This is a genomic window from Flavobacterium cutihirudinis (genome assembly GCF_003385895.1).
Taxonomy (GTDB): Bacteria; Bacteroidota; Bacteroidia; order Flavobacteriales; family Flavobacteriaceae; genus Flavobacterium; species Flavobacterium cutihirudinis.
The window spans coordinates 849722-871322 of record NZ_QRDQ01000007.1 but is presented as its reverse complement, the minus strand read 5'-3'; the positions used below and the strand labels follow the sequence as shown (position 1 = coordinate 871322).

The 21601-nt window shown below is 34.0% G+C and carries 18 protein-coding genes; 2 read left to right on the top strand and 16 right to left on the bottom strand.

The features are described 5' to 3' along the window. Window positions 1-24: 24 nt before the first annotated feature. A complete protein-coding gene (locus BD847_RS03785) occupies window positions 25-1632 on the top strand; it encodes a class I SAM-dependent methyltransferase (RefSeq protein ID WP_115887338.1) in 1608 nt (535 codons plus the stop codon). A gap of 71 nt (window positions 1633-1703) precedes the next feature. Here BD847_RS03785 and BD847_RS03780 read toward each other — a convergent pair whose 3' ends face one another. The 15 genes from BD847_RS03780 to BD847_RS03710 form a co-directional block, all read right to left on the bottom strand. Beyond that, on the bottom strand, window positions 1704-2150 hold the full coding sequence (locus BD847_RS03780; RefSeq protein WP_115886933.1) for a hypothetical protein: 447 nt from the start codon (window positions 2148-2150) through the stop codon (window positions 1704-1706). Between the two features lie 175 nt (window positions 2151-2325). Further along, complete coding sequence (locus BD847_RS03775; RefSeq protein ID WP_115886932.1) at window positions 2326-2961, bottom strand: hypothetical protein; 636 nt, start codon at window positions 2959-2961, stop codon at window positions 2326-2328. A gap of 145 nt (window positions 2962-3106) precedes the next feature. Then, window positions 3107-3301, bottom strand: coding sequence for a hypothetical protein (locus BD847_RS03770; protein ID WP_115887337.1), 195 nt, complete (start codon window positions 3299-3301; stop codon window positions 3107-3109). A gap of 189 nt (window positions 3302-3490) precedes the next feature. After that, a complete protein-coding gene (locus BD847_RS03765) occupies window positions 3491-4627 on the bottom strand; it encodes an efflux RND transporter periplasmic adaptor subunit (RefSeq protein WP_115886931.1) in 1137 nt (378 codons plus the stop codon). 4 nt (window positions 4628-4631) lie between these two features. Continuing rightward, on the bottom strand, window positions 4632-9011 hold the full coding sequence (locus tag BD847_RS03760; protein ID WP_115886930.1) for a CusA/CzcA family heavy metal efflux RND transporter: 4380 nt from the start codon (window positions 9009-9011) through the stop codon (window positions 4632-4634). A gap of 83 nt (window positions 9012-9094) precedes the next feature. Next, window positions 9095-9391, bottom strand: a complete 297-nt coding sequence (locus tag BD847_RS03755) for a hypothetical protein (RefSeq protein ID WP_147298493.1) — start codon at window positions 9389-9391, stop codon at window positions 9095-9097. Window positions 9392-9674: 283 nt separating this feature from the next. Further along, on the bottom strand, window positions 9675-11687 hold the full coding sequence (locus BD847_RS03750; protein ID WP_115886928.1) for a M56 family metallopeptidase: 2013 nt from the start codon (window positions 11685-11687) through the stop codon (window positions 9675-9677). Beyond that, complete coding sequence (locus BD847_RS03745) at window positions 11684-12046, bottom strand: BlaI/MecI/CopY family transcriptional regulator (RefSeq protein WP_115886927.1); 363 nt, start codon at window positions 12044-12046, stop codon at window positions 11684-11686. Before BD847_RS03745 ends, BD847_RS03750 begins: the two co-directional genes overlap by 4 nt. Before the next feature lie 256 nt (window positions 12047-12302). After that, window positions 12303-13433 carry a DUF4861 family protein gene (locus BD847_RS03740; RefSeq protein ID WP_115886926.1) on the bottom strand — a complete coding sequence of 377 codons (1131 nt, stop codon included), beginning with the start codon at window positions 13431-13433 and terminating at the stop codon, window positions 12303-12305. A 52-nt stretch (window positions 13434-13485) separates the two neighbouring features. Next, on the bottom strand, window positions 13486-14916 hold the full coding sequence (locus BD847_RS03735) for a glycosyltransferase family 2 protein (RefSeq protein WP_115886925.1): 1431 nt from the start codon (window positions 14914-14916) through the stop codon (window positions 13486-13488). An 11-nt stretch (window positions 14917-14927) separates the two neighbouring features. Beyond that, on the bottom strand, window positions 14928-15749 hold the full coding sequence (locus tag BD847_RS03730; RefSeq protein WP_115886924.1) for a HEAT repeat domain-containing protein: 822 nt from the start codon (window positions 15747-15749) through the stop codon (window positions 14928-14930). Between the two features lie 2 nt (window positions 15750-15751). Further along, window positions 15752-16966, bottom strand: a complete 1215-nt coding sequence (locus BD847_RS03725) for a tetratricopeptide repeat protein (RefSeq protein WP_115886923.1) — start codon at window positions 16964-16966, stop codon at window positions 15752-15754. After that, complete coding sequence (locus BD847_RS03720) at window positions 16966-17331, bottom strand: response regulator transcription factor (RefSeq protein WP_115886922.1); 366 nt, start codon at window positions 17329-17331, stop codon at window positions 16966-16968. The genes BD847_RS03725 and BD847_RS03720 overlap by 1 nt, the downstream gene beginning before the upstream one ends. 74 nt (window positions 17332-17405) lie before the next feature. Continuing rightward, window positions 17406-19391 (bottom strand): GAF domain-containing hybrid sensor histidine kinase/response regulator, encoded by a 1986-nt coding sequence (locus tag BD847_RS03715; protein WP_115886921.1) that lies wholly within the window; start codon window positions 19389-19391, stop codon window positions 17406-17408. A 141-nt stretch (window positions 19392-19532) separates the two neighbouring features. Further along, entirely contained in the window at window positions 19533-20171 is a 639-nt protein-coding gene (locus BD847_RS03710; RefSeq protein ID WP_115887336.1) for an NAD(P)H-binding protein, read from the bottom strand. Between the two features lie 308 nt (window positions 20172-20479). Between BD847_RS03710 and BD847_RS03705 the strand changes: the two genes are divergently transcribed. Beyond that, the gene (locus tag BD847_RS03705) at window positions 20480-21076 is read left to right on the top strand and encodes a Crp/Fnr family transcriptional regulator (protein ID WP_115886920.1); all 597 of its coding nucleotides are present in this window, start codon (window positions 20480-20482) and stop codon (window positions 21074-21076) included. Window positions 21077-21214: 138 nt separating this feature from the next. On the opposite strand, the gene BD847_RS03700 is transcribed toward BD847_RS03705, so the two are convergent. Further along, window positions 21215-21586, bottom strand: a complete 372-nt coding sequence (locus tag BD847_RS03700) for a group III truncated hemoglobin (protein WP_115886919.1) — start codon at window positions 21584-21586, stop codon at window positions 21215-21217. Window positions 21587-21601: the final 15 nt, after the last annotated feature.

Genomic DNA, 21601 nt, shown 5'->3' with positions numbered 1-21601 from the left:
TTAACTAAACTTCATCCTTTAACTATGACTGATACATCACAACTTCGAAGCTCCATTTTCAGACATCTCGATGGTTTGGCTGTTGCTCCTGTAGCAATTGCATTAAAAAACAAAGCCATTTTAGATTTTATTCTGAAAAAAAAACAAGTCCAATTATCAGAACTGGTTAGCGTTTTTAAAGCCAATGAAGGTTATTTGAATGTGGGTTTGAGAATTTTGGCTTCTCAGGGCTTTTTAGATTATGATATAGACAATAGCACACAGCAAATTACAATTACAGTTAATGAAAAGTCAGAAACTGCCTTTTCAATGTTTTCGCTCTATGAAGATGTTGTCGATCTACTACAGTTTTCTACACTATTTCATCGACGTTTGTTTGAAGATGCTCCATTTGAAAAACTCAATGCTATTTTTGAAAAACACAAACAAAACTACGGTTTAAAACCTGCTGAGGATCCACTCAAAAATGAGATTCAGAATCAAATTTTAAAGCATATCGAAGGCAATCTTATTGGACCAACAATAGTTCGTCTTGCAATGAACGGAATGTTTCATAAGTACTTCATGGAAACTTCTTTTAAACCCGAGGAGTTTCATAAATCGCCTGAAAACTTCAAAAAAATACTTGACTTTTTTGTACATCTTGGATGGTTTACAGAAAAAAATGGTAATTATCAATTCACCGAAACTGGTTTATTTTATGCCAAAAGAGCCAGCGCATATGGTGTTACCGTTTCGTATTTACCAACATTTGCAAAAATTGAAGAACTAATTTTTGGCGATCCTGCCGCTTTACGAATGGTACTCGACGGTGAAAACGAAATACATGTTGACCGAGAAATGAATGTTTGGGGAAGCGGCGGTGCACATGACACGTATTTTAAAGTTGTAGACGAAATAATCATCAAACTTTTCAATTTGCCCATTGAAGAACAGCCAAAAGGAATTTTAGATATGGGCTGTGGCAATGGCGCATTTCTGCAACATATTTTCGAAGTGATAGACAGACAGACTTTAAGAGGAAAAATGCTCGACGAATATCCTTTATTTTTGGTCGGAGCCGATTATAATCAGGCTGCTCTGAAAGTTACACGGGCTAATTTGATAAAAGCAGATATCTGGGCAAAGGTAATTTGGGGCGATATTGGCCAGCCAAACTTACTTTCTGAAGATTTAAAAGAAAATTACAATATCGATCTGAAGGATTTACTTAATGTAAGAACCTTTCTGGATCACAACCGAATTTGGGAAGATCCAAAAAACATTAACCAAAGCAGAATCAGTACATCTACGGGCGCATTTGCCTTTAGAGGAAAAAAAATAAGCAATAATCTTGTTGAAGATAATCTGTTGGAGCATTTGCAAAAATGGTCGCCTTACGTTCGCAAATTTGGACTTCTACTGATTGAATTGCATACTATTGATCCAAAACTTACCGCAAATAATCTAGGAAAAACACCCGCGACTGCCTATGACGCAACACATGGTTTTTCTGATCAATATATTGTGGAGATTGATGTTTTCAATAAAATTGCCCAAGAAGCAGGACTATTTCCAGATCCGTCTATTTTCAGACGTTTTCCAGATGCTGATACTGCAACTGTAAGCATCAATTTATTAAAAGGAAACTAGAGAATTTATTCAAACAAAAAAGCTCCAAAATCAAATGACTTTGGAGCTTTTTAAATTATGTACGATTACATTTAGTTCATATCATTGAATTCATGTAACGATTTTAATGTGCTTTCGTAAAACAAAATTGCAGCAATAAGATTTCCTTTATCAGAATACGGCATCATTTTTCTTTGAAAATCGACTGTCGTATCTAAGAAAGTTGTTGTTGCAACTGCCTGTCCGTCTAAGAACTTTTTGTTCTCGTTATCATCCGGAATACCTAAGTCAGCCATTGTTACTCCCGGTTTAGTAGCCAAAGCTATATACGGAAGTGTTTTAACCAAAACTTTGATACGCTCAATATACAATTCCAAAAGTTCTCCTTTTTGCATACCACTCAATTCTTTCTGGTCATGGTATTTACGGATAATGGCTGTTGTACTGATGATGCTTTTTGGAGCATTTTTTGCCTGCGCCGAAACAGCTGCAGTAGTCAAGACGAAAAGTAAACTTAGTAGAGTAGTTTTGATGTTCATTTCTTAGTGTAGATTTGGTTATTGGATAAAAACAAAAATATATAAATTAACTTAGATTACAACTTTATTGATTTCTTTTTTTGATTTAAAAAATCTTATACCGTTCGCTGTCAAGGATTTTAAAAAAACTAACAACAAAGTAATACTTTAATGTTATTTTTTTAATACCTCTCTTTTAGGATTTAATGATTCTAAAACGTCCTGGATATTTTATGTAAATACTTTTTTTATTGCCGTAATAATCCATAAAATCTTCGCAAACAAAAACTGCGTGAGCTGTTGACCAAGCCACAACACCACAAAATTCACTACCCGACTCACGTTTAAGTTTTTCTATTTGTTTTCCTTTCTGAAATCCTAAGTATTTATAGATTGTTGGCGTATAGACTTCACCACTTTCTAAATCTTCAAGGGCTCTGTCAAAAGTATCTTCTTTATCTATAATTTGCTTGTACTTTGCCATAACAGCATAAGTCAGTATTGCGTATTCTATTATTTTCTCGCTTTCGCAATTGTCTTTAATACAAATAAAATCGGCTGATATTTTAGCTTTGCTTATTTCTTCCTTTTTAAGTGTAAACGATTCATTATTTTTTAAAGTTATTTTCTGCAGATTATCGCTTATTTTCTCTGTTTGAAAAAGATTATCCAAACCATAGATGTTTAAAGAAGCTTTAATAAAAGCAATTGATGAACAATTTGTACGCTCCCCTTGTTTAAAGCTTTCGAATATTTTATCTGAACTCAACTGTGCATAAGCACTTGAGCAGATAAACATTAAAAATAAAAAAATTGAAGTAACAGATTTCATGCTTTTGAATATAATAGATATACAAATCTATAAAAAATCAATTCATAGTTTCTTTTACTTTTAAATTTTTATAAAAAAAAATCAACCATCTCTTAAAACCAAATAAAAACGTCTCAAAAAGAATATTTGAGACGTTATAAATGAGTTATTTTTTTTCTTCATTGTCCATTTTATCATCAAAGTCTGGCTCTTTACCTTTAAACTTTTTAGTGTCAACATCATAGTTTCCATCATTGGTCAAAACTTCATCATGATCTTTGTATTGATGTTTTCTTGTATCACTGCGATGGTCGTGTCCCTCTTTATTTGCACTTTTCGGAGTTTGCTTATTTGTGTTCATAATTCTAATTTTTAAATGTTTTTTAAAATTATTGAAAAACAAATATTTAGAGTTATAGAATCCTCCTCAAAAATTACAAAATCACTTACTAAACATTCTTGAAATTAACTATCAGAGGGCTAAAAAAAACAAACGGCGGTAAAATTGTACCGCCGTTTTAGTTTCTATAATTTTATTTTTTTTACTTTTTTATTCTACTCTGTTCATGGTTTTCATTAAAAGTGTATACGCATTTTTAACAACCAATTTAGATGAAGAAGTTATATTATTTGAAGAAAACTGCTTAAAACCATTTTGGGCAATTCCATCTTTTACTTCTACTATTTTATAACTGTTGTTTCCTATGTCTTCAAAAACATAATTCTTGCCTTTCCAACTCACAATGGCATCTTCAGGTACAGCCAACTGCTTTTTGTTTGTAAAATGAATATCTGCATTTACGAAAAGCCCCGGCAAGAACATCGGATCATAATTATCTAATCTTGCAATAACTTCAGCCGCACGATCCTGATTTAAGCTGTGATTGATAAACTGAATTCCTGCATTAAATTTCTTCTCCGGATTTGTATTGCTGTACACCTCCAGTTTTTGTCCTTCTTTAAGTGATTGCACATCTTTTTCAAAAACATTAAAAGTCAACATAACGTCTTGAAAGTTTGTTAATTCAAAAAGCATTTCGGTTGGTGCAACGTATTTTCCATTATTGATGTTTACTTTTGAAACCAAACCATTTATTGGAGAAACCACATTAAGTGATTTGGTAATATTTAAAGCTGTAAGCCGATTTACATTTAATCCCAATAATTCCAACTTTTGTGCTAATGAAGCCATTGCAATTCGTTGTGTTTCGCGTTCAGCTGTCACTTGTTCAAAGACTTTGTCACTGCTGGCTTTTTTAGCATTCAACTCTTTTTGACGCACAAATTCTAAATTAGCAGCTTTAAACTGTTCTTTTGCAGTAAGATAATCCTGTTGCAATTGAATGTATTGCATGTCTTCGATTACCGCCAGAACTTGTCCTTTCTTAACATGCATTCCGGTTACGATATTCGTCTTTTTAATATATCCTCCCAACGGAAAAGTTACATTCACAAGGCTATTGGGTGGTACTGTCACTTCTCCCTGAAGCTGAACAATAGCACTAAGTTCTTTTTCTTCGGGATTTCCTGTCACTATTCCTGCATTTTTTGCCTGCTTCGGAGATAACGTTATAATACTGGAATCTGACTCTCCTACTGCTTCTGTTTGCTTGTTTTCTTCTTTTTTACTGCAGGATACCAGCATCAGTACGGCAGTTATAAACGTAAAAATGATTTTCTTTTTCATTACCTTATAAGTTTGTTATCGTTTTCAAGGCTATTAAAGCCTTATTATAATTATTTACCGTATCCAAATGTTCATTCTTAATTGTAATCGCCTGATTTACGACCAAAACCCATTGCAAATAATCGATATCCCCATTTTGCAATTGGCTATTTGCTGCTTCAATTATCGTCTGTGCATTTACTAATCCTTCACTTTCATAATACTGAAGACTTTGTTTGTATTTCTGAACTTCTTTTGAAGCATTTTGGATTTGCGTTGAAACTTCAATTTTTACGGCTTCTGACTGCGCTTCCAAATTTTGGTATTCGGCTTTTGCAGCTTTGCTTTTTGCTGTTTGGCTTCCAAAAAATAAAGGAACACTGATTCCGGCTGTAATGTAACTGAATCGATCTCCTGAACCATAATAGGTTTCCTGACCTGCTGCATTGGTTTGAAAACCGGTAATACTCAAATTATTATAGCCAAAACTTAAATCCGGCATTAAACGAGCTTTTTCGGTTTTCCAGCGCCATTTTGCAGCCTCAGCTTCCTGCTGCCAAACTTTCATCAATGGCAATTCATCCGTAATTTTAATTTCTGTAAGTTGTTCTGAATCCATTTTGATTTTGGATTGCTGAGGAACATAAATTATGTCATCTTGTAATAAAGCATTAAAAGAACGAAGCGCAATATCGACATCGATCTCAATCATATTCAGTTGATTGCTATAAAACTGTCTTGCCGATTGTGAGGCACTTTTTTCCAAAACATTCGTTTCCCCGGTTTTAAATCGTAATTGCGATTTTTCTTCCATTAGTCGATAAATACTATCTGCATAATGCAAAAGATTTCGCTTACTATCCAGCCATATTAATTCATAATACAATTTGCTGACAGACGATTTTACTTCCTGCTGAGTCAATTGATTTTGCGCTTTTGCTGCCTCTGCAACTGCTGTATACGCTTTCTTCTGACGGGAATAAACCGTCGGGAAGTTTATCATTTTAGTAACTCCAAAACGCGTATCGTTCAATCGGCTGTTGAATTGTCCGTAATCTGCATCGATTTGTGTTTTGGGAAGATCATAAGCTGATTTACTCAAAAAAGTTTTGGATGCTTCATTAAATTTCGCTGCTTTAATTCGGCTATTATTTTTAAGTGCGATTGCAATAGATTGTTCTAACGAAATCTTTTCTGTCTTTTGTGCGTAAACTCCATTAACACTTATTAACAGAAACAACGTTACAACAGCCGTCGTTACATTTTTCTTTTTCATTTTCTTTTTGAAAGGTTTTAGACTATAAGTAATTAAATAGATGGCCGGAAGGACAAAAAGAGTCAACAATGTAGCTGTCACCAATCCGCCAATTACTACTGTTGCTAACGGACGTTGCACTTCTGCTCCTGCTCCATTGCTGAGTGCCATTGGCAAAAATCCCAAAGAAGCTACTGCCGCAGTCATTAACACTGGTCGAAGTCGGTTTTTAGTTCCGGTTATAATAATTTGAAATGGATCAATGATTTCGCCTTGTTTCTGAATTCGGTTAAACTCAGAAATCAATACAATTCCGTTTAAAACCGCTACTCCAAAAAGAGCAATAAATCCGACTCCTGCAGAAATACTAAAAGGCATATCACGCATCCATAAAGCAAAAACACCACCAATAGCCGATAACGGAATAGCAGTAAAAATGATAATTCCTTCTTTAAACGATCGAAAAGCAAAATATAATAATCCGAAAATCATCAACAATGCCGCCGGAACTGCAATTCCAAGTCTGTTTTTAGCCTGTTGTAAGTTTTCAAAAGAACCTCCGTAAGTAATAAAATATCCCGGATCCATTTTTATTTGCGCATCAACTTTTTTCTGCAGTTCGTTTACGATACTTTGAACGTCGCGCCCTCTTACGTTAAAACCAACTATAATTCTTCGTTTTGCATTTTCGCGCTGTATCTGATTTGGCCCTTCAACTTCTTTTACCGAAGCAACCTGATATAATGGTATCTGAGCTCCTGAAGGCGTAGCTACTAAAAGGTTTCTCACGTTTTCAATTCCTTGCCTTCCACTGTTTTCTACTCGCACTACAAGATCAAACTTTTTTTCTCCTTCGTAAATATTTCCAGCAACCGCGCCGGCAAAAGCAGCGTTTACAGTTCCGTTAATATCTTGCACATACAAGCCATACTTTGCCATTTCTGCCCAATTGTAGTCAATTACAATTTGTGGCATTCCGGTAACTTTCTCCACGTATAAATCTGCTGTTCCATTTACTGATCTGCTAATTGCACCGAGTTTTTCAGCATATTCATCTAGTTTGTCCAGATTTTCTCCAAATATTTTACACACAACATCTTGTTTCGCACCAGTCATTAATTCGTTGAAACGCATCTGAACCGGAAACTGAAAACCAGTTGTAACACCCGGCGCAACATCCTGAACCGTTTTTGCCATTTTTTCGGCCAATTCAGAAAAAGAAGAAGCGCTTGTCCATTCCGATTTGTCTTTTAAAACAATAATCATATCGCCACCTTCAATTGGCATAGGATCCGTTGGTATTTCGGCACTTCCAATTCTTGAAACCACCTTTTTGACTTCGGGATATTGCTTTTTAAGCTCAGCCGAAATTTTCACAATAGTTTCCGTAGTTGTAGAAAGATTTGTTCCTAAAAGCAAGCGAGTTTCAACAGCAAAATCACCTTCTTCTAACTGTGGAATAAATTCTCCACCCATTAAACCAAATAAAAATACTGCCAAACCAAAGAGAACAATAGCCGTAGCGATAATAGTCTTTTTAACGGCTAATGCTTTTCTAAGAACCTTTTCGTACCAACCTTCAAGTTTCAGCATAACTCGATCTGAAAAATTAAGTTTATGATTTATTTTTTTACTGATGAAAAGTGAGCTCACCATTGGCACATAAGTAAGCGATAGTATAAAAGCTCCTAAAATAGCAAAGGCAACTGTTTGTGCCATTGGCTTAAACATTTTTCCTTCAATTCCCTGAAGTGATAAAATAGGCAGATAAACAATCAGAATAATAATCTGTCCAAAAACAGCTGCATTCATCATTCGTGAAGCAGAACCGTAAACTTCTTTATCCATTTCTTCCTGAGAAATGTTGTCTATTGTTTTGTATTTTTTTGAAGAATGAAGATGATGCAAAATCGCTTCGACAATAATGACGGCGCCATCAACAATAAGTCCGAAATCAAGAGCGCCCAAACTCATCAAGTTTCCGCTTACGCCGAAAGCATTCATCATAATAATAGCAAAAAGCATCGCCAACGGAATGACCGAAGCCACAATAAGCCCAGCTCGCAAATTTCCTAAAAACAAAACCAGAACCAAAACCACAATCAATGCTCCTTCCATCAAATTATGTTCAACAGTTCCTATAGCATTATCAACCATTTTGGTACGATCTAAAAAAGGCTCTATTTTAAGACCTTCGGGCAGGATTTTTTCGATTTCGGCTACTTTTGTTTTTACATTCTCGATGACGTTGCTGGCGTTTTCTCCTTTTAGCATCATCACAATCCCGCCAACCGATTCACCAATATCATCGGTAGTCAAAGCGCCATATCGAATAGCGGAAGACAGTTTTACTTCTGCCACATTTTTGATTAAAATTGGTGTTCCGGCCTGAGTTGTTTTTATGACAATATTCTCAATATCCTCAATCTTTTTAGCCAAACCAACACTGCGTATATAAGATACAGTTGGACCTTTTTCAATATAAGCGCCGCCTGTATTTTGATTACTACGACTTAGTGCAGTAAAGACATCACTTATTGTTAAATTCTGTGCTTTTAACCTCGCAGGATTTACACCAACTTCATATTGTTTTAGCTTTCCACCAAAAGTCGAAACATCAGCAATTCCTGGAGTTCCAAGTAATTGTCTTCTTACTGTCCAGTCTTGTATCGTTCGTAAATCAGCTAATGAATATTTACTTTCATAACCGGGCTGAGGCTTTAAAACATATTGGTAAATTTCACCCAAACCAGTCGTAACAGGCGCCATTTCGGGCATATTAGCGTTTTCATTAATTTCTACTTTTTGCAGACGTTCTGTTATCTGCTGACGTGCCCAATACACATCGGTATCATCATCAAAAACGATCGAAACAACTGATAAACCAAATCTCGAAATACTGCGGCTTTCTTTTAACTGCGGAATATTGCTCACCGCTTGTTCAATAGGAAAAGTAATCAGACGCTCAACGTCTTCGGCGCCCAATGACGGAGCGGTAGTTATAATTTGTACTTGATTATTAGTAATGTCAGGTACAGCATCAATAGGCAAACGGGTAACTTCAAACACGCCGTAGACAATCCACAGCAATGTAAAAATACCAATTACCAGTTTATTTTTAACTGAAAATTGAATTATCTTATTAAGCATATTTTCATTTTTAAGGAATAATAAAATGCAATACTCACGCTGTTCTTAAACAGCATGGCATTGTGATTTCCGATAAAAAGAAATTATGCAATTGGAGGTCTGAACAGACTTCCTAAATAAGGATTTGTATGAAAATTTGTTTTGTACTTATTTACAAAATGAGAATCTAATGGTACAAAAGATACTGTCGAAGTATAAATGCGACTCGGTATAAAAACAATATGTTGAGAATGTGGATCTACTTTTTTAAAAGGTAATTGCATATCCCGTTCATCGTCATTATCATCTATATCCTGACCCAGATAATGCATAGCGATAAAATCTCTAAAAGCCAATCCGTTTGATCGTTCCTGATGCTCCATATAATGTTGTACAAGCACAGGAACTTTAGATAATTGTCCAAAAAAACAATTATTAAAGTTAATTAGAAGGATTAGGATGTACAGGGAAATTTTTCGCACAGTACAAAAATATTAAGATTACGCCTTTACTGCAATACCTAGCTGTTAAATATTTGTAATTTATTTGCAATCTTCCCTTAAAAGAAACAACATCAGTTAAATAGTTTTTTACCAAGAGTAAATGACAAAAAAAAAGTTTACACTTTAGGAGTGTAAACTTTTTCTCAGGTTAGTCTCAAAACCTGATTTTATCTGTGACTGATTAATTTCCCAGAACAGCTTTTAATTCAATATACTTTTCCAGATTATTAAAATTATGTCCTTTAGCTTTCATTGATTTAATAAAAGATGGTGTTGCGCCAATTGTAGTCGCACCAAAAATATCATCAAGTTTTAAATCCGTGAAACCCAGATTCTTATATTGCGTAATTACATCTGGTGTAATATTCAGCGATTTCAAAGCAAATAAATTGTCCATACTAACATCTTTAAAACCTACTTTCTGAAAACTTTTTATATAATCAGGCGTTACATTTAGTGTTTTTAAAGCCATCAATTCATCATTTGAAAGATTATCATATCCTATTTTCTTAAACGAATCAATAAATTCCTGGTCAATATTTAATACTTTAAAAGAAATTACATCATCATCGCTATCACTTTCACGATTTTTATCTTTCTTTTCATCTTTAGTTGAAGCTTGAAAATCAGAAATGTACTTTCCGCTAATACCCTGAGCTTTTAAAGTAATAATTTTATCCGCAGACACATCTTTGTATCCTGCTGCACGAATTTCTTCTATATATGCTTTATCAACTCCTAATGATTTAAATGGAATTAAATTTTCCAAATCAACATCTGGCAGAACTTGTTTGATTGAAGTAATGTAAGCCTCATCTATACCCAATGCAGCAAGCGGAATAAGTTCGTCTTTGTCTAATTTAGTATAACCTTGTTTTTTAAGCATTTGTACATAAGAAACTTTAATATCTAAGATAAAGAAAACCATTAAATCGCCGTCTTTGTCCTTCGTAATATCTATTCCTTCTTTAGACATTGACGAACTATATTCTTTATTAGCGATAAATTTATAGGTTCCCATTCCTTTGTCACCTTCAATCTTCCCGATAAATTTCATTGTACCAGCTTCACGCGTTAGAGAAAATTCTCCATTTTTGTCTCTCGGAAGATTTGGAAAATCAGAAAGCTTAAAGGTGTTTGAAGAATTACTGTCTTCATCGTTTTTGAATTGAAAATTGATGTAATTACCTTTAATTTCAGCAAACCAGTTGCCTTCTGTTTTCAATTCATTGTGAATTTCATTGCGTTGTTCCTTTTTTTCTTTGGAACTAAGAATTTGACTTTGTGCTGCCGGTTGATTAAAAAGGCACACAAATAACACCATAAGCGGTAATAGGAAAAAATATTTCCAGGTGGTGTTCACATTTGATTTTTTTGAGTTCATCATGATGATTCGTTTTTTTAATAATGATTGATTATAATTGGTTGTGAGACTCAAAGGAAATTGGGGCGCCGCCACTTTTAGCAAGCTGAATTGATAGCTTTCTTTTTCGACTGTATGCTGTTGCAGCATTTGATCATCCGTCAGAAATTCAAGATTAATTTCTAAAGCTTTTCGCCATTGCCATGCAAAAGGATTAAACCACTGAAAAATCAGAACAAGCTCAGCCAGAAGAAGATCTATCGTGTGTTTTTGTTCAATATGAATTTTTTCATGCAATAAAATTTGATTGTATGTTTCCCATTCATATTTTTCAGGATTGATGAAAATATTATTGGCAAAAGAACAAGGCGCTTTATCGTCTGTAATTTCTACAATACGAAATTTTCCGTCCTGAATAAACGACTTTGAATATGCTCTGTAAACCAGAATAATAATCTGCATCAAAAAGTTAATTCCAAATACAACAACACCAAACCAATACAAATAAATCAATGCCTGAACAACGGTGTCAAAATTGATAATTTGCTCTGTATTTTCTACAATCGTGGGCTGAGTATTTGATTCTTTTACCAGCGGTGCAATGTCTTTTTCTTTCTGATTATTCGTTACGACAACGGTTTTATGAACAGCTACTTTTCTTAACGATAATTGATAAGGCGCCGGAACTAAAGGCAAAATAAACGCCAAAATCATACAGAATAGCAATACTAATCGATTCAGGCGAAAGAAGGTTTCCTTCTGCAAAAGCAGTTTATAAAACACAAAACAGGCAGAAAGAATAAGGGCTGTATATAAAATGTAAGGTATCATATTTGTTCCTTTTTAATAATGGTAACAATTTCATCCAGCTCTTTTTCGGTAAGTTTTTGCTCCTTTGCAAAAAAAGCGAGCATTCGTGGGTACGAATTATCAAAATACTGACTCACTATATCCTTCAACGCAAATTGCTGGTACTCTTCTCTACTGATTACTGGAAAAAAACAATGCATATTGCCTGCCGTTTCGTGGCTTAGAAAACCTTTTTCTTCCAATATCTTTACTATAGTTGCCACACTGTTGTAATGTGGTTTCGGATCTGGCAACAACGGAATAATGTCTCTAATAAATGCTTTGTTCAAATCCCAAAACACTTGCATAATCTGTTCTTCTCGTTTCGCTAATTTTATCATGGCTAATAATTTTGATGCAAGATACTACTAATTAATTAGTAGACAAACTAATTTGTTAGTAATTTTACTAATTACTTAGTTTTTAATACGCAAAACAACTGAAATACAACTATTTAATTCAAATTAAAAGCAATATTAAAAATTTAAAGATTTATGAAATACTATTTTCAGAAGTCACATTATAAAAAAAAGCACTCCCTTAATCCTAAAATTAAGAGAGTGCTTTTGCTAAATTGCTTACTTATTTTTTACTTATTTATTTCACACTTATCAGTAATGGATTTTTTATTTCTTCATTAAATTTTTCCAAATATTCAATCCATTTTTTTGCATTTGTAATTATTCCAGCTTTATCCCAGGCTGCACCTGTATAGTAAACTATAGTTTCGTTGCTTTTAACTGACGTTTTAGCCAATAATTGTAATTTGTCTACCCACATAGAAGCAACTGGCGTAGTTAATATCGAACCAACTGCTGTAGTTCCGTCTTTTGGAGAAGTCGGTTCCCAATAGGCTAAAATTCCTTGTTGTTCATTTAGAGAAATAGTTCCGGCCGTCGTTCTTCTTACTATTCCAACTACGACAGGAAGTGGTTTGTCTCCATCAAAAGTATAGACATTTTCTACACGATTAAGTTGCGAACCTGCGTCAATTGAAATTGTTTTTATTGCACTTACTTTTACGCCACCTGCATTCCAAGTATCATATTTCAATTGAAATGTAGAACGCAAAGGGCCATTATCCAAAACTTTCCATGCATGGTAATTTGCAGAATAACGAACCGTATCATTTACAAAAGGCGCCATACTTCCTGCACCTAACGAATATCCGACATTATAATAGTCCATTCCGTCGCCGTGATCTACGTGATAATCATTGCGTTTGTAACGCTCATTTACAACTAAATTGGGCGTGCTTTTTACCCAAACATCAAAACCATATGCGTTTTCATTTGTACCTTCAAGTGCTTTTCCGTACGCTCTAAAAGCAATTTTATCGCTTTCCCAAGCAAAATCGTCTTTACGCTCCGGCACATAACGAGCGTATGTTTTTGCTACAAATTTCTCCGGTTTTCCGTTTTGCAGCAAAAGCGTCACTTTTGATTTTGCTTTAACATCAACCTGCACCAGTAGGTTTTGAATATTCGATGATGTCTTGTGTTCCAATTGATAAGCAACCTGCTTTTTCGTTTTCGGATTTAGTACAACGAAGTTGGCTGTATCTATTTTTGGAAAACTGTTTAGAATCATTTTCCACTCTATAGGAACGACAGTTTCTTTTCGGTCCAAAACCGAATTATTTTCTATTGTAATCGTTGTTTTTGTCTGGGCAAAGAAAATTGCCGGCAATAGTAAAAGCAGGCATGTAAAGTTGTTTTTAAATTTCATTCGGTTTTTTTCTAGTTATTTGTTAATAAAATTGATTGGTCGTTCTTACATCTTATTTCTTCGTAAAACCTTTTCTTGTCATTTCTCCCCAGCCTTTCGTTCCCATAATCTTTTCTTTATAACCAACCAATGCAGCATATACAGCCAAAGGATGAAAATACAAAGGTTCAATAAATGCCGCCATTAAGAGTTTGAAAAAATCGGTTTGCTTTGGGTATTTATGATAGGTTTTTTCTTCACTAAACAAGGCTATAACCGAAAACAAAATAGCAAAAGTGTAAACAAATAATGCCAATAGAAAGAAGAAATGCCAATTTATCAATCCGAATATTATAAATAAAACAGTAATAACAAGACCTATAAATTCTATGGCTGGAGCCAAAAATTCAAACAAAGTCCAATATGGCACACTCAACATTCCCAGTAATTTGTATTTCGGATTTAAAAACATTTTCCTGTGAATACTCAGTGTTTCTATCGTGCCTCGCATCCAGCGGCTGCGCTGTTTTTTGAATATCTTGAAATCTTCGGGAGCTTCTGTCCAGCAAAGCGGATCTGGTATGTAACTTACCGTATAAGAAAGTTTTCGTTCGAGCATATAACGGCGCATTCTCACGATCAATTCCATATCTTCGCCAACTGTTTTGGTGCTATAACCGCCAGAAAGTATTGCTATTTCTTTATCAAAAGCACCAAATGCACCACTAATAAGTAATAATCCGTCAAGTCTTCCCCAGGCCATTCTTCCTAAAAGAAAAGCTCTCAGGTATTCTAAAACCTGAATTCGCGAAAGCATTACATTTGGAACATTTACTTCAATCAATCGACCGTTTTTAATCACACATTGATTGGCAATTCTTACTACTCCGCCTGTAGCGATAATTCGTTTCTCATGAGATTCCAAAAACGGTTTTGCCAGTTTAAGCAACGAATCTTTGTCTAAAATGCAATCTACATCAATACAAACAACATAGGGATGTTCAGCTATATTAAGACCAACATTCAGAGCATCTGCTTTACCACCATTTTCTTTATCGACAACAATAAGTTTTTTATATGCAGCATTTCTGGATTTGTAAACGCCTTTAATTTCTTTAGTTTCAATTTTGGCGTCAATTATAAGGTCAGTCAAAACCAGATCGTAAGTCTTGGCAAGGATTTCCATGGAATTATCTTTGCTCCCATCATTCACAACAATAACCTGATAGTTATTATAATTTAAAGAAAGTAACGATTTTACATTTTCTTCAATAGTAAAACCTTCATTGTATGCGGGCGCTATTAAAGAAAGTTTGGGAGCAAATTCACTTGAAAGAAGAACTTCATAATCTATAAAACTATTTCGCTTAAGGTAATTTCTAAGTTCTTTGGTAGAAAGATGAGCTAATATAAGATACGAAGACATAATTAGTATCGCATAAGCCAGTATAAGCACTATATAGAGATCTACAAACTCTGTTATTTCGTAGGTAAAAAAAGTCATTTGTCTGCAAGTTAAACGGTTAAGGTCTGCAATACACTTTGTGCCTCATTTTGCAGCATTAAATTTGGGGTTTTATTGGCAAGTTGTTCTACAAATGGCACTTTTTGCGTCAGTTTGAGTTCTTTTATCAATTTTAATCCAAGTGCAACTACAGTTGTATTTTCTGATTCTAATAAAAATTCTACTCCTTTCGTGTCTCCGATATCATGTTTTTTAAAAGCACCAATAATATTTAACTGCGTCCAGTCGTCGATAGAATCAGTGTAAGATGTAAGATATTTGATGCTTTCGGCGCCTGCTAGTTTTATCGCTGCACTTATTGCGGTTACTTTCAGTGTTTTATTTCGGGCGTTTGACAATGAAATAATATCAGTAAAAGCCTCCGTTATTTTAAATTCTGCAAGTTCTGAAATCGCTTTACATTTAACTTCCCATTTCAGGCTTCTCAGTTTTTTGAAAGAGTCGTTTATTAATCCTGAATCTTTATAAAACTGTTCTATTTTTTGAGCGTAAACACCTTCGTAATTTTTATGAAGATTTATAATCGACTCGGTTAGAACCTCTCTGAAATAAGTATTCTCAAAAAGTTTTTTAAATTTTTGATTTTCGCTTACAATCGTAAATGAACTGTCTTCAAAAATAACAGATGACATCAAAGTGTCGATTAAAACATCATATTCTATTTTGAGTTTTGTCTGTCTAATTTTCTTGTTTCGGCTTGCAATAATTAGCAGATATAAAATAAATGATGCTGCAATAAAGATATAAATCGAAACAATCAGGAAAGGATGCACCCAGTCATCACTTTTATATAGATTCCAGAGTTTTTCCATAGTTAGAATCTTTTAGTGACAATCAATTGTACATTAAACCTGTTTCTGTATTCATCTGGCAAATATTCTTCATATTCATACAGAAAAACTGGACGAACAAAAAAGGAATCACCAAAGCGATACTGATATTGAATACCGGCTCTATACGCTTTAAGTGGTTGAGTAAAACCATTATAAAGATATAAATAAGGTACATTTCCGTATTGAAGTTCCAATCTTAGGATACGCTCTTTTTCTTCATTGGTTCTCTGAAGGCTTAAAACGTGCGAAAACAATTCATTTGATGTATCGTAATAAGGTCGATAAGCAAAAGTATAACTTCCTGTATTGTAAGCCAGTTGGCCCGTAAGCAATGTTATATCGTCTGAATCAAAATGCATAAATCGAACACCAAGTGCATAATCAAACTTTTTGTGCGGAGCAAAATAATACTCCAATCCAACTTTGGCAACCGGAAATACTGTTTCTCCTGTCGAAAGACCGGAATTGGCGTACAAATAACTTTTATTTGAAAACGTTTGATAATAATCGGTTTCAAATAACATTTGTGTATCGTTATTTACATGTCCCACATTTGCTCTTCCCACAATTGCCGACTTGCTAAATTTATGAGAATACTCCACATAACCGTAATGAAACGGAGATTGACCCGGATTTGAAGTGGAAACATTTAAATACGAAGCTGATATTGCATTTTTTGACTTACGACCAATAAGCGTTCGTATTCCTCGAAATGGCTGCGTACTATTGTCTACAATGCCAGCTTTTTCAATAATCGCCAATGCTTCTTCGTTACGATTCAGCTTTTCGAGACAAGTAACTTTTATTTTTAAGATCTCAGCAGAATTTGGATCTGTTTCTAAATATTTATCACAGTAAAAAATACATTTTTCAAACTGTTCCGACCAATAGTAAGTGTTAACAATAGCAAACAAAGCTTCAGCATTAGGCTTTGATCTGTCGGTCATTGGAGTTAATATTTCGATCGCTTTTTTATAATCCTTTTTCCAGCTGTAAATTCTTCCCATGTAAATGGTTACATCTTCATTCTCAGGAAATTTAGTATGCAGTGGTTCCAGCAATGATAAAGCTTTATCATAATTGCCTTTTTCTACTTCATTTTTTACAACAATCAGCGTGGCATCAACATCAACTTCCTGTGCAAAAACAGCAGTCGAAAAGAGCATAAGGAAAACGGAATAATATAAAAACTTCATTAGGCACGTGTTTTTAATAATTTGTTAATTCGTACTAAAAGGACAGCGGGACTAATTGGTTTGGCAATAAATTCGTTTGCACCAATATCAAAAGAATCCAGTTCAGTTTGTTCTACACCGGATGAAGTAAGTATAATTATGGGAATATCAGAATTTATGCTTTGTCTAACATGTTGCGTAATTTCCATGCCGCTAACGCCAGGCATATTTATATCTGTCAGAATAAGATCATAGTGGTTTGATTCGATGGCTTCCAAAGCATCTTTACCATCAGAAAACTGGTCAACAACAAATCCTTTTGATTCTAAAAAAAACGATAATGATTTGCGTAGGATATCATTATCTTCGGCTAAAATAATTCTCATTTGTAATAAATTATATTTGGGGCAACTACTTTTTTAATGTCTGTATTGTAAAGCTATTCTTTATTTCTTTTTTATCATAGCTCTTTTAAAACTTTAACTACTTCTTCGATTCCACAATGCACTATATTTATTTTATCGGCGATTTCGGTAGTAAATTCTCCTTTTGAAGCTTCTTCTTCAATAATAGAAAGACAAAGAGCAAGATCCGTCAGCATAAAAATATCGATGCTGGATTTCATATTATGAGCGGTTCTTCTAACAGTTTCATGATCATTATTTTTTAAAGCTTCTAAAAGTTGTTCACTTTGTTCCGGAATTTTTTCGATAAAAAGACCAATCATTTCATTCTTGAAATTTTCATCACCGCATGCCATTTCTTCCAAAAAAGAAAAATCGATTACTCTTTTCTGCGGAGCATCAACATCTTTAGTCATGACTGTTTTTATTGTTTTTAAAAGAAAAGCCTGTTTGAACGGTTTTGGCACATACGCATCCATTCCGGCTTTAAAACAACGTTCCTGCTCACCTACAAGTGAATGCGCCGTCATAGCAATAATCGGAATTGTCATATTCATTTCATTCCTAATGTATTCTGTCGTTTGGTAGCCATCTTTCACAGGCATTTGAAGATCCATTAATACAAGATCATAAGTATTTTTTGAAAGCAACTCAATTCCTTCTTCTCCATTAGTAGCAATATCCAGCTCAAAACCAAAATTTTGAATAACACTTGCCGCCAGTTTCTGATTCAGAATATTGTCTTCACAAAGCAATATCTTCAGTTTTCCTAAATTATTTCCGCTTGCTGCTTTAGAAACGGCTTCTTTTGCCGTTGCTTTTTTATAAGTAAATACAAAGAAAAATTCAGAACCGACTTCTTCGCGGCTTTTCACATGAATTTCTGCTTTGTGTAATTCAATAAGCTGTTTTACAATACTCAAACCAAGTCCAGTCCCGCCAAATCTTCGTGTTGTACTATCTTCTGCCTGCGTAAATCTCTCAAAAATAGACTTGAGTTTATCCTTAGGAATTCCGATTCCGGTATCTTTTACAGAAAATCGCAATGCATAACTGTCTTCCGTTTCTTCAACATTTTTTACAGAAACTGTTACTTCTCCCTCATTCGTAAATTTTAACGCATTGCCAATAAGGTTAACCAAAATCTGATTTAATCTTCCCTGATCTCCTACGACATTCTCTGGCATATCAGCATCTAAAAAAAGATTGAATTCAACGTCCTTTGGAACTTTGACTTTTAATAAATTATAGACATGTTTTAATGTCTTTTTCAGATTAAACGGCGCTGCTTCGATAGTCAGATTTCCTGATTCAATTTTAGAAAGATCCAAAATATCATTGATGATCAGAAGCAGATTTTCTCCCGCAATTTGCACACTGTCTACATAATCCTCTTGTACCTCATCCAGTTTAGTTTGTGCCAAAAGATCTGTAAAACCAATAATCGCATTTAGAGGCGTTCTAATTTCATGGCTCATATTGGCAAGAAAACTGTCTTTGGCCAGAACTGCGCGCTCTGCTATTTTTTTCTGTCTGTCAAGTTCTATATTTTTAGTTCCTAATTCCAGCTGATTTATAACGTGTTTTGCAATAATCGAGAGTGCATTTCGCTGATTTTCATTTAGTTCTTTAGAAACATGATCTAAAGCACACAAAGTTCCGATATTATATCCGTCTGGCGTTGTAAGCGGAATTCCGGCGTAAAACCTGATTTTGAATCCGCCCGTAACATTAGGATCATCTTTAAATTTATCATTTAAAAAAGTATCGTTGATTTCGACCATTTCTGATTCGAGAATGGTGTATTGACAAAAGGAAATTTCACGTGGCACTTCTGAAACTCCAATTCCAATTTCAGATTTAAACCATTGTCTGGCCTCATCTATAAACGAAATATGAGCAATTGGAACTCCACAGATGTAGGAAACAAGTTTTGTTGCATCATCAAAAGCATGATCAGGAAGTGTGTCAAGAATATTATAACGTCTTAAGGCGGCTAAACGTTGTAGTTCGTTATCTGGAAGGGGAAAATCTGTATTCATTTCTTAGTGCGTATAAGACACAAAGATAAACTAAATAAACATAAAAAAGTATTGATTTTTCAGGAGTTTCCGAGGAAAAACGCCATTTACAAACAATTTTAACTTCTATAAGAAAGCTTTTTTTATCCTAATCATAAAAAGTTAAAGAACCAAAATACGGTGAAGTTCAAGAATATGTTTTCCCGTTGGAAATGCTTCTGGTGCTTTAACCAATTTATCCGCTAAAAATAGTGTCGAAATAGGTTTCAAGTTTTTAAAAAGCCCAATTGTATTAAACATTTTAATGATTTTAATGGAAAATTTCTCTCCAAAACGATCTGTGTTTTCACGAATAAGCGGACCGGGTCTAAAAATTATATATTGCAAAAAATTCAGATCTGAAATGTAATCTTCCAACATACCTTTCATCTTTGAATAAAAAACACTGCTTTTGGCCGAGGCACCATAAGAAGAAACCAAAACGAGAGACGACACTTCATTTTTTCTCGCCTCAACTGCAAAAGCGGCCGGAATATCAAAATCAATTTTCCATTGATTATCTTTTGAACCCGCATCTTTCAAAGTAGTTCCGAGACAGGAAAAAAGAACATCTCCAGTGATCAAATCCTTAAATTGCTCTATTTCTGAAAAATTGACAATATGTTCCTTCAGTTTTGGATGACTTTTTCCTGTTGAACGTCGCACAAAAACCGAAACTGATTCATAGTTTTTATCTTCCAAAAGTAAGTTTACAAGCTCTTTTCCTGTCGCTCCAGTTGCGCCTATTACCAATGCTTTCATAGTTATATGATTTTGAAAGTAAATATACTGATCTTTTAAACCAAAATCTTTCAATACCTCATTAATTTTCAACTGTAACAAGCATCAAAAACAAAACATAAAACACAATATAACAACAAATTAAACAACAAAAATTAACTTAAAAATGTTTTCATTTTTTTTCAAAACATAACATTTATCATGTTTTTTTTGATCCTTAATTCCTTTCTTTGATAGAACGTAAATTATTAGGATATTCTTAACAATAAAAGCATATTTCTAATCCAAACCAAAAACAAATCTTTCTAATGTATTAATTGTTTACTAAAATGCATATTGATACTGATCTACTTTATACCTGGGGCGCGGTTGCAAAAAAAGTCCCAAAAAACACCATCATCTTTTATGAGAATGATCCACCGCTCTATTTTTATCAAATTTTAGAAGGCACGGTAAAAATGAATTATACGAACGAAGACGGAAAAGATTTAACCATTGGCGTATTTCAGGAAGGCAATAGTTTTGGCGAACCGCCTCTTTTTATTAATCAGCCCTACCCGGCCGCTGCTATTACTCAGACCGATTGTGTGATTCTAAAACTTTCTAAAACCAATTTCTTTTCTTGCCTCGAAGAAAATCCGGAAATACAGACCAACGTAATTAAATTACTCGCCTGGAAAATTTACAACAAAATTGTTTTTTCAAAAAACATAATCAATCACAAACCGGAATACCGCATTCAGTATTTTTTGGATAATCTGAAAAAACAGCACAATTTTACTTCATCAAAAAGAATGAAAATCCCATATACCAGACAGGAAATTGCCGATTTTACAGGTTTGCGTGTTGAGACCGTAATACGCACACTTTCAATCATGTGCAAGAATAAAAAACTCGAAATTATAGACCACAAATTATTTTACTAATTCATTCTGGTATGATTCCAGTCATAATTTAAAAGGAATCATTTTAGTTCCTTTGTAATGATAAAAGGATAATTATTAATTCAAATTCTAACTATCTCAAAATTAAAACGGGAACTCAATTGAGTTCCCGTTTTTTTATTAACCAATTACTTTATTCATCATGGCTTTTGAAATATTATTGGCCCTGATTTTTACTTCATTTGCTTTTTCTCCTTCAAACAAATCGTCTACGGTTTTTTTCCACAATTTTGTCCAATGTTTAAAATGCGCTTCCGCTAATTTGCTTTTTTGGTTCAGCATTCGGTGTTTCATCATCGGATTTCCATCGAAATTTCCGGTGTGAAAAAGAATATTATCCCAAAAATCATACATTATAGGAAGATGCTTTTCCCAATTTACACAAGCAATCTCGGTAAATAAATAGCCAATTACCGGATCTGTTTTAACTTTAAAATAAAAAGCATCAACCAATATTTTTATATCGCCCTTATTTTTGATATCTGTTTTCATAGTGCTTTTTTTATT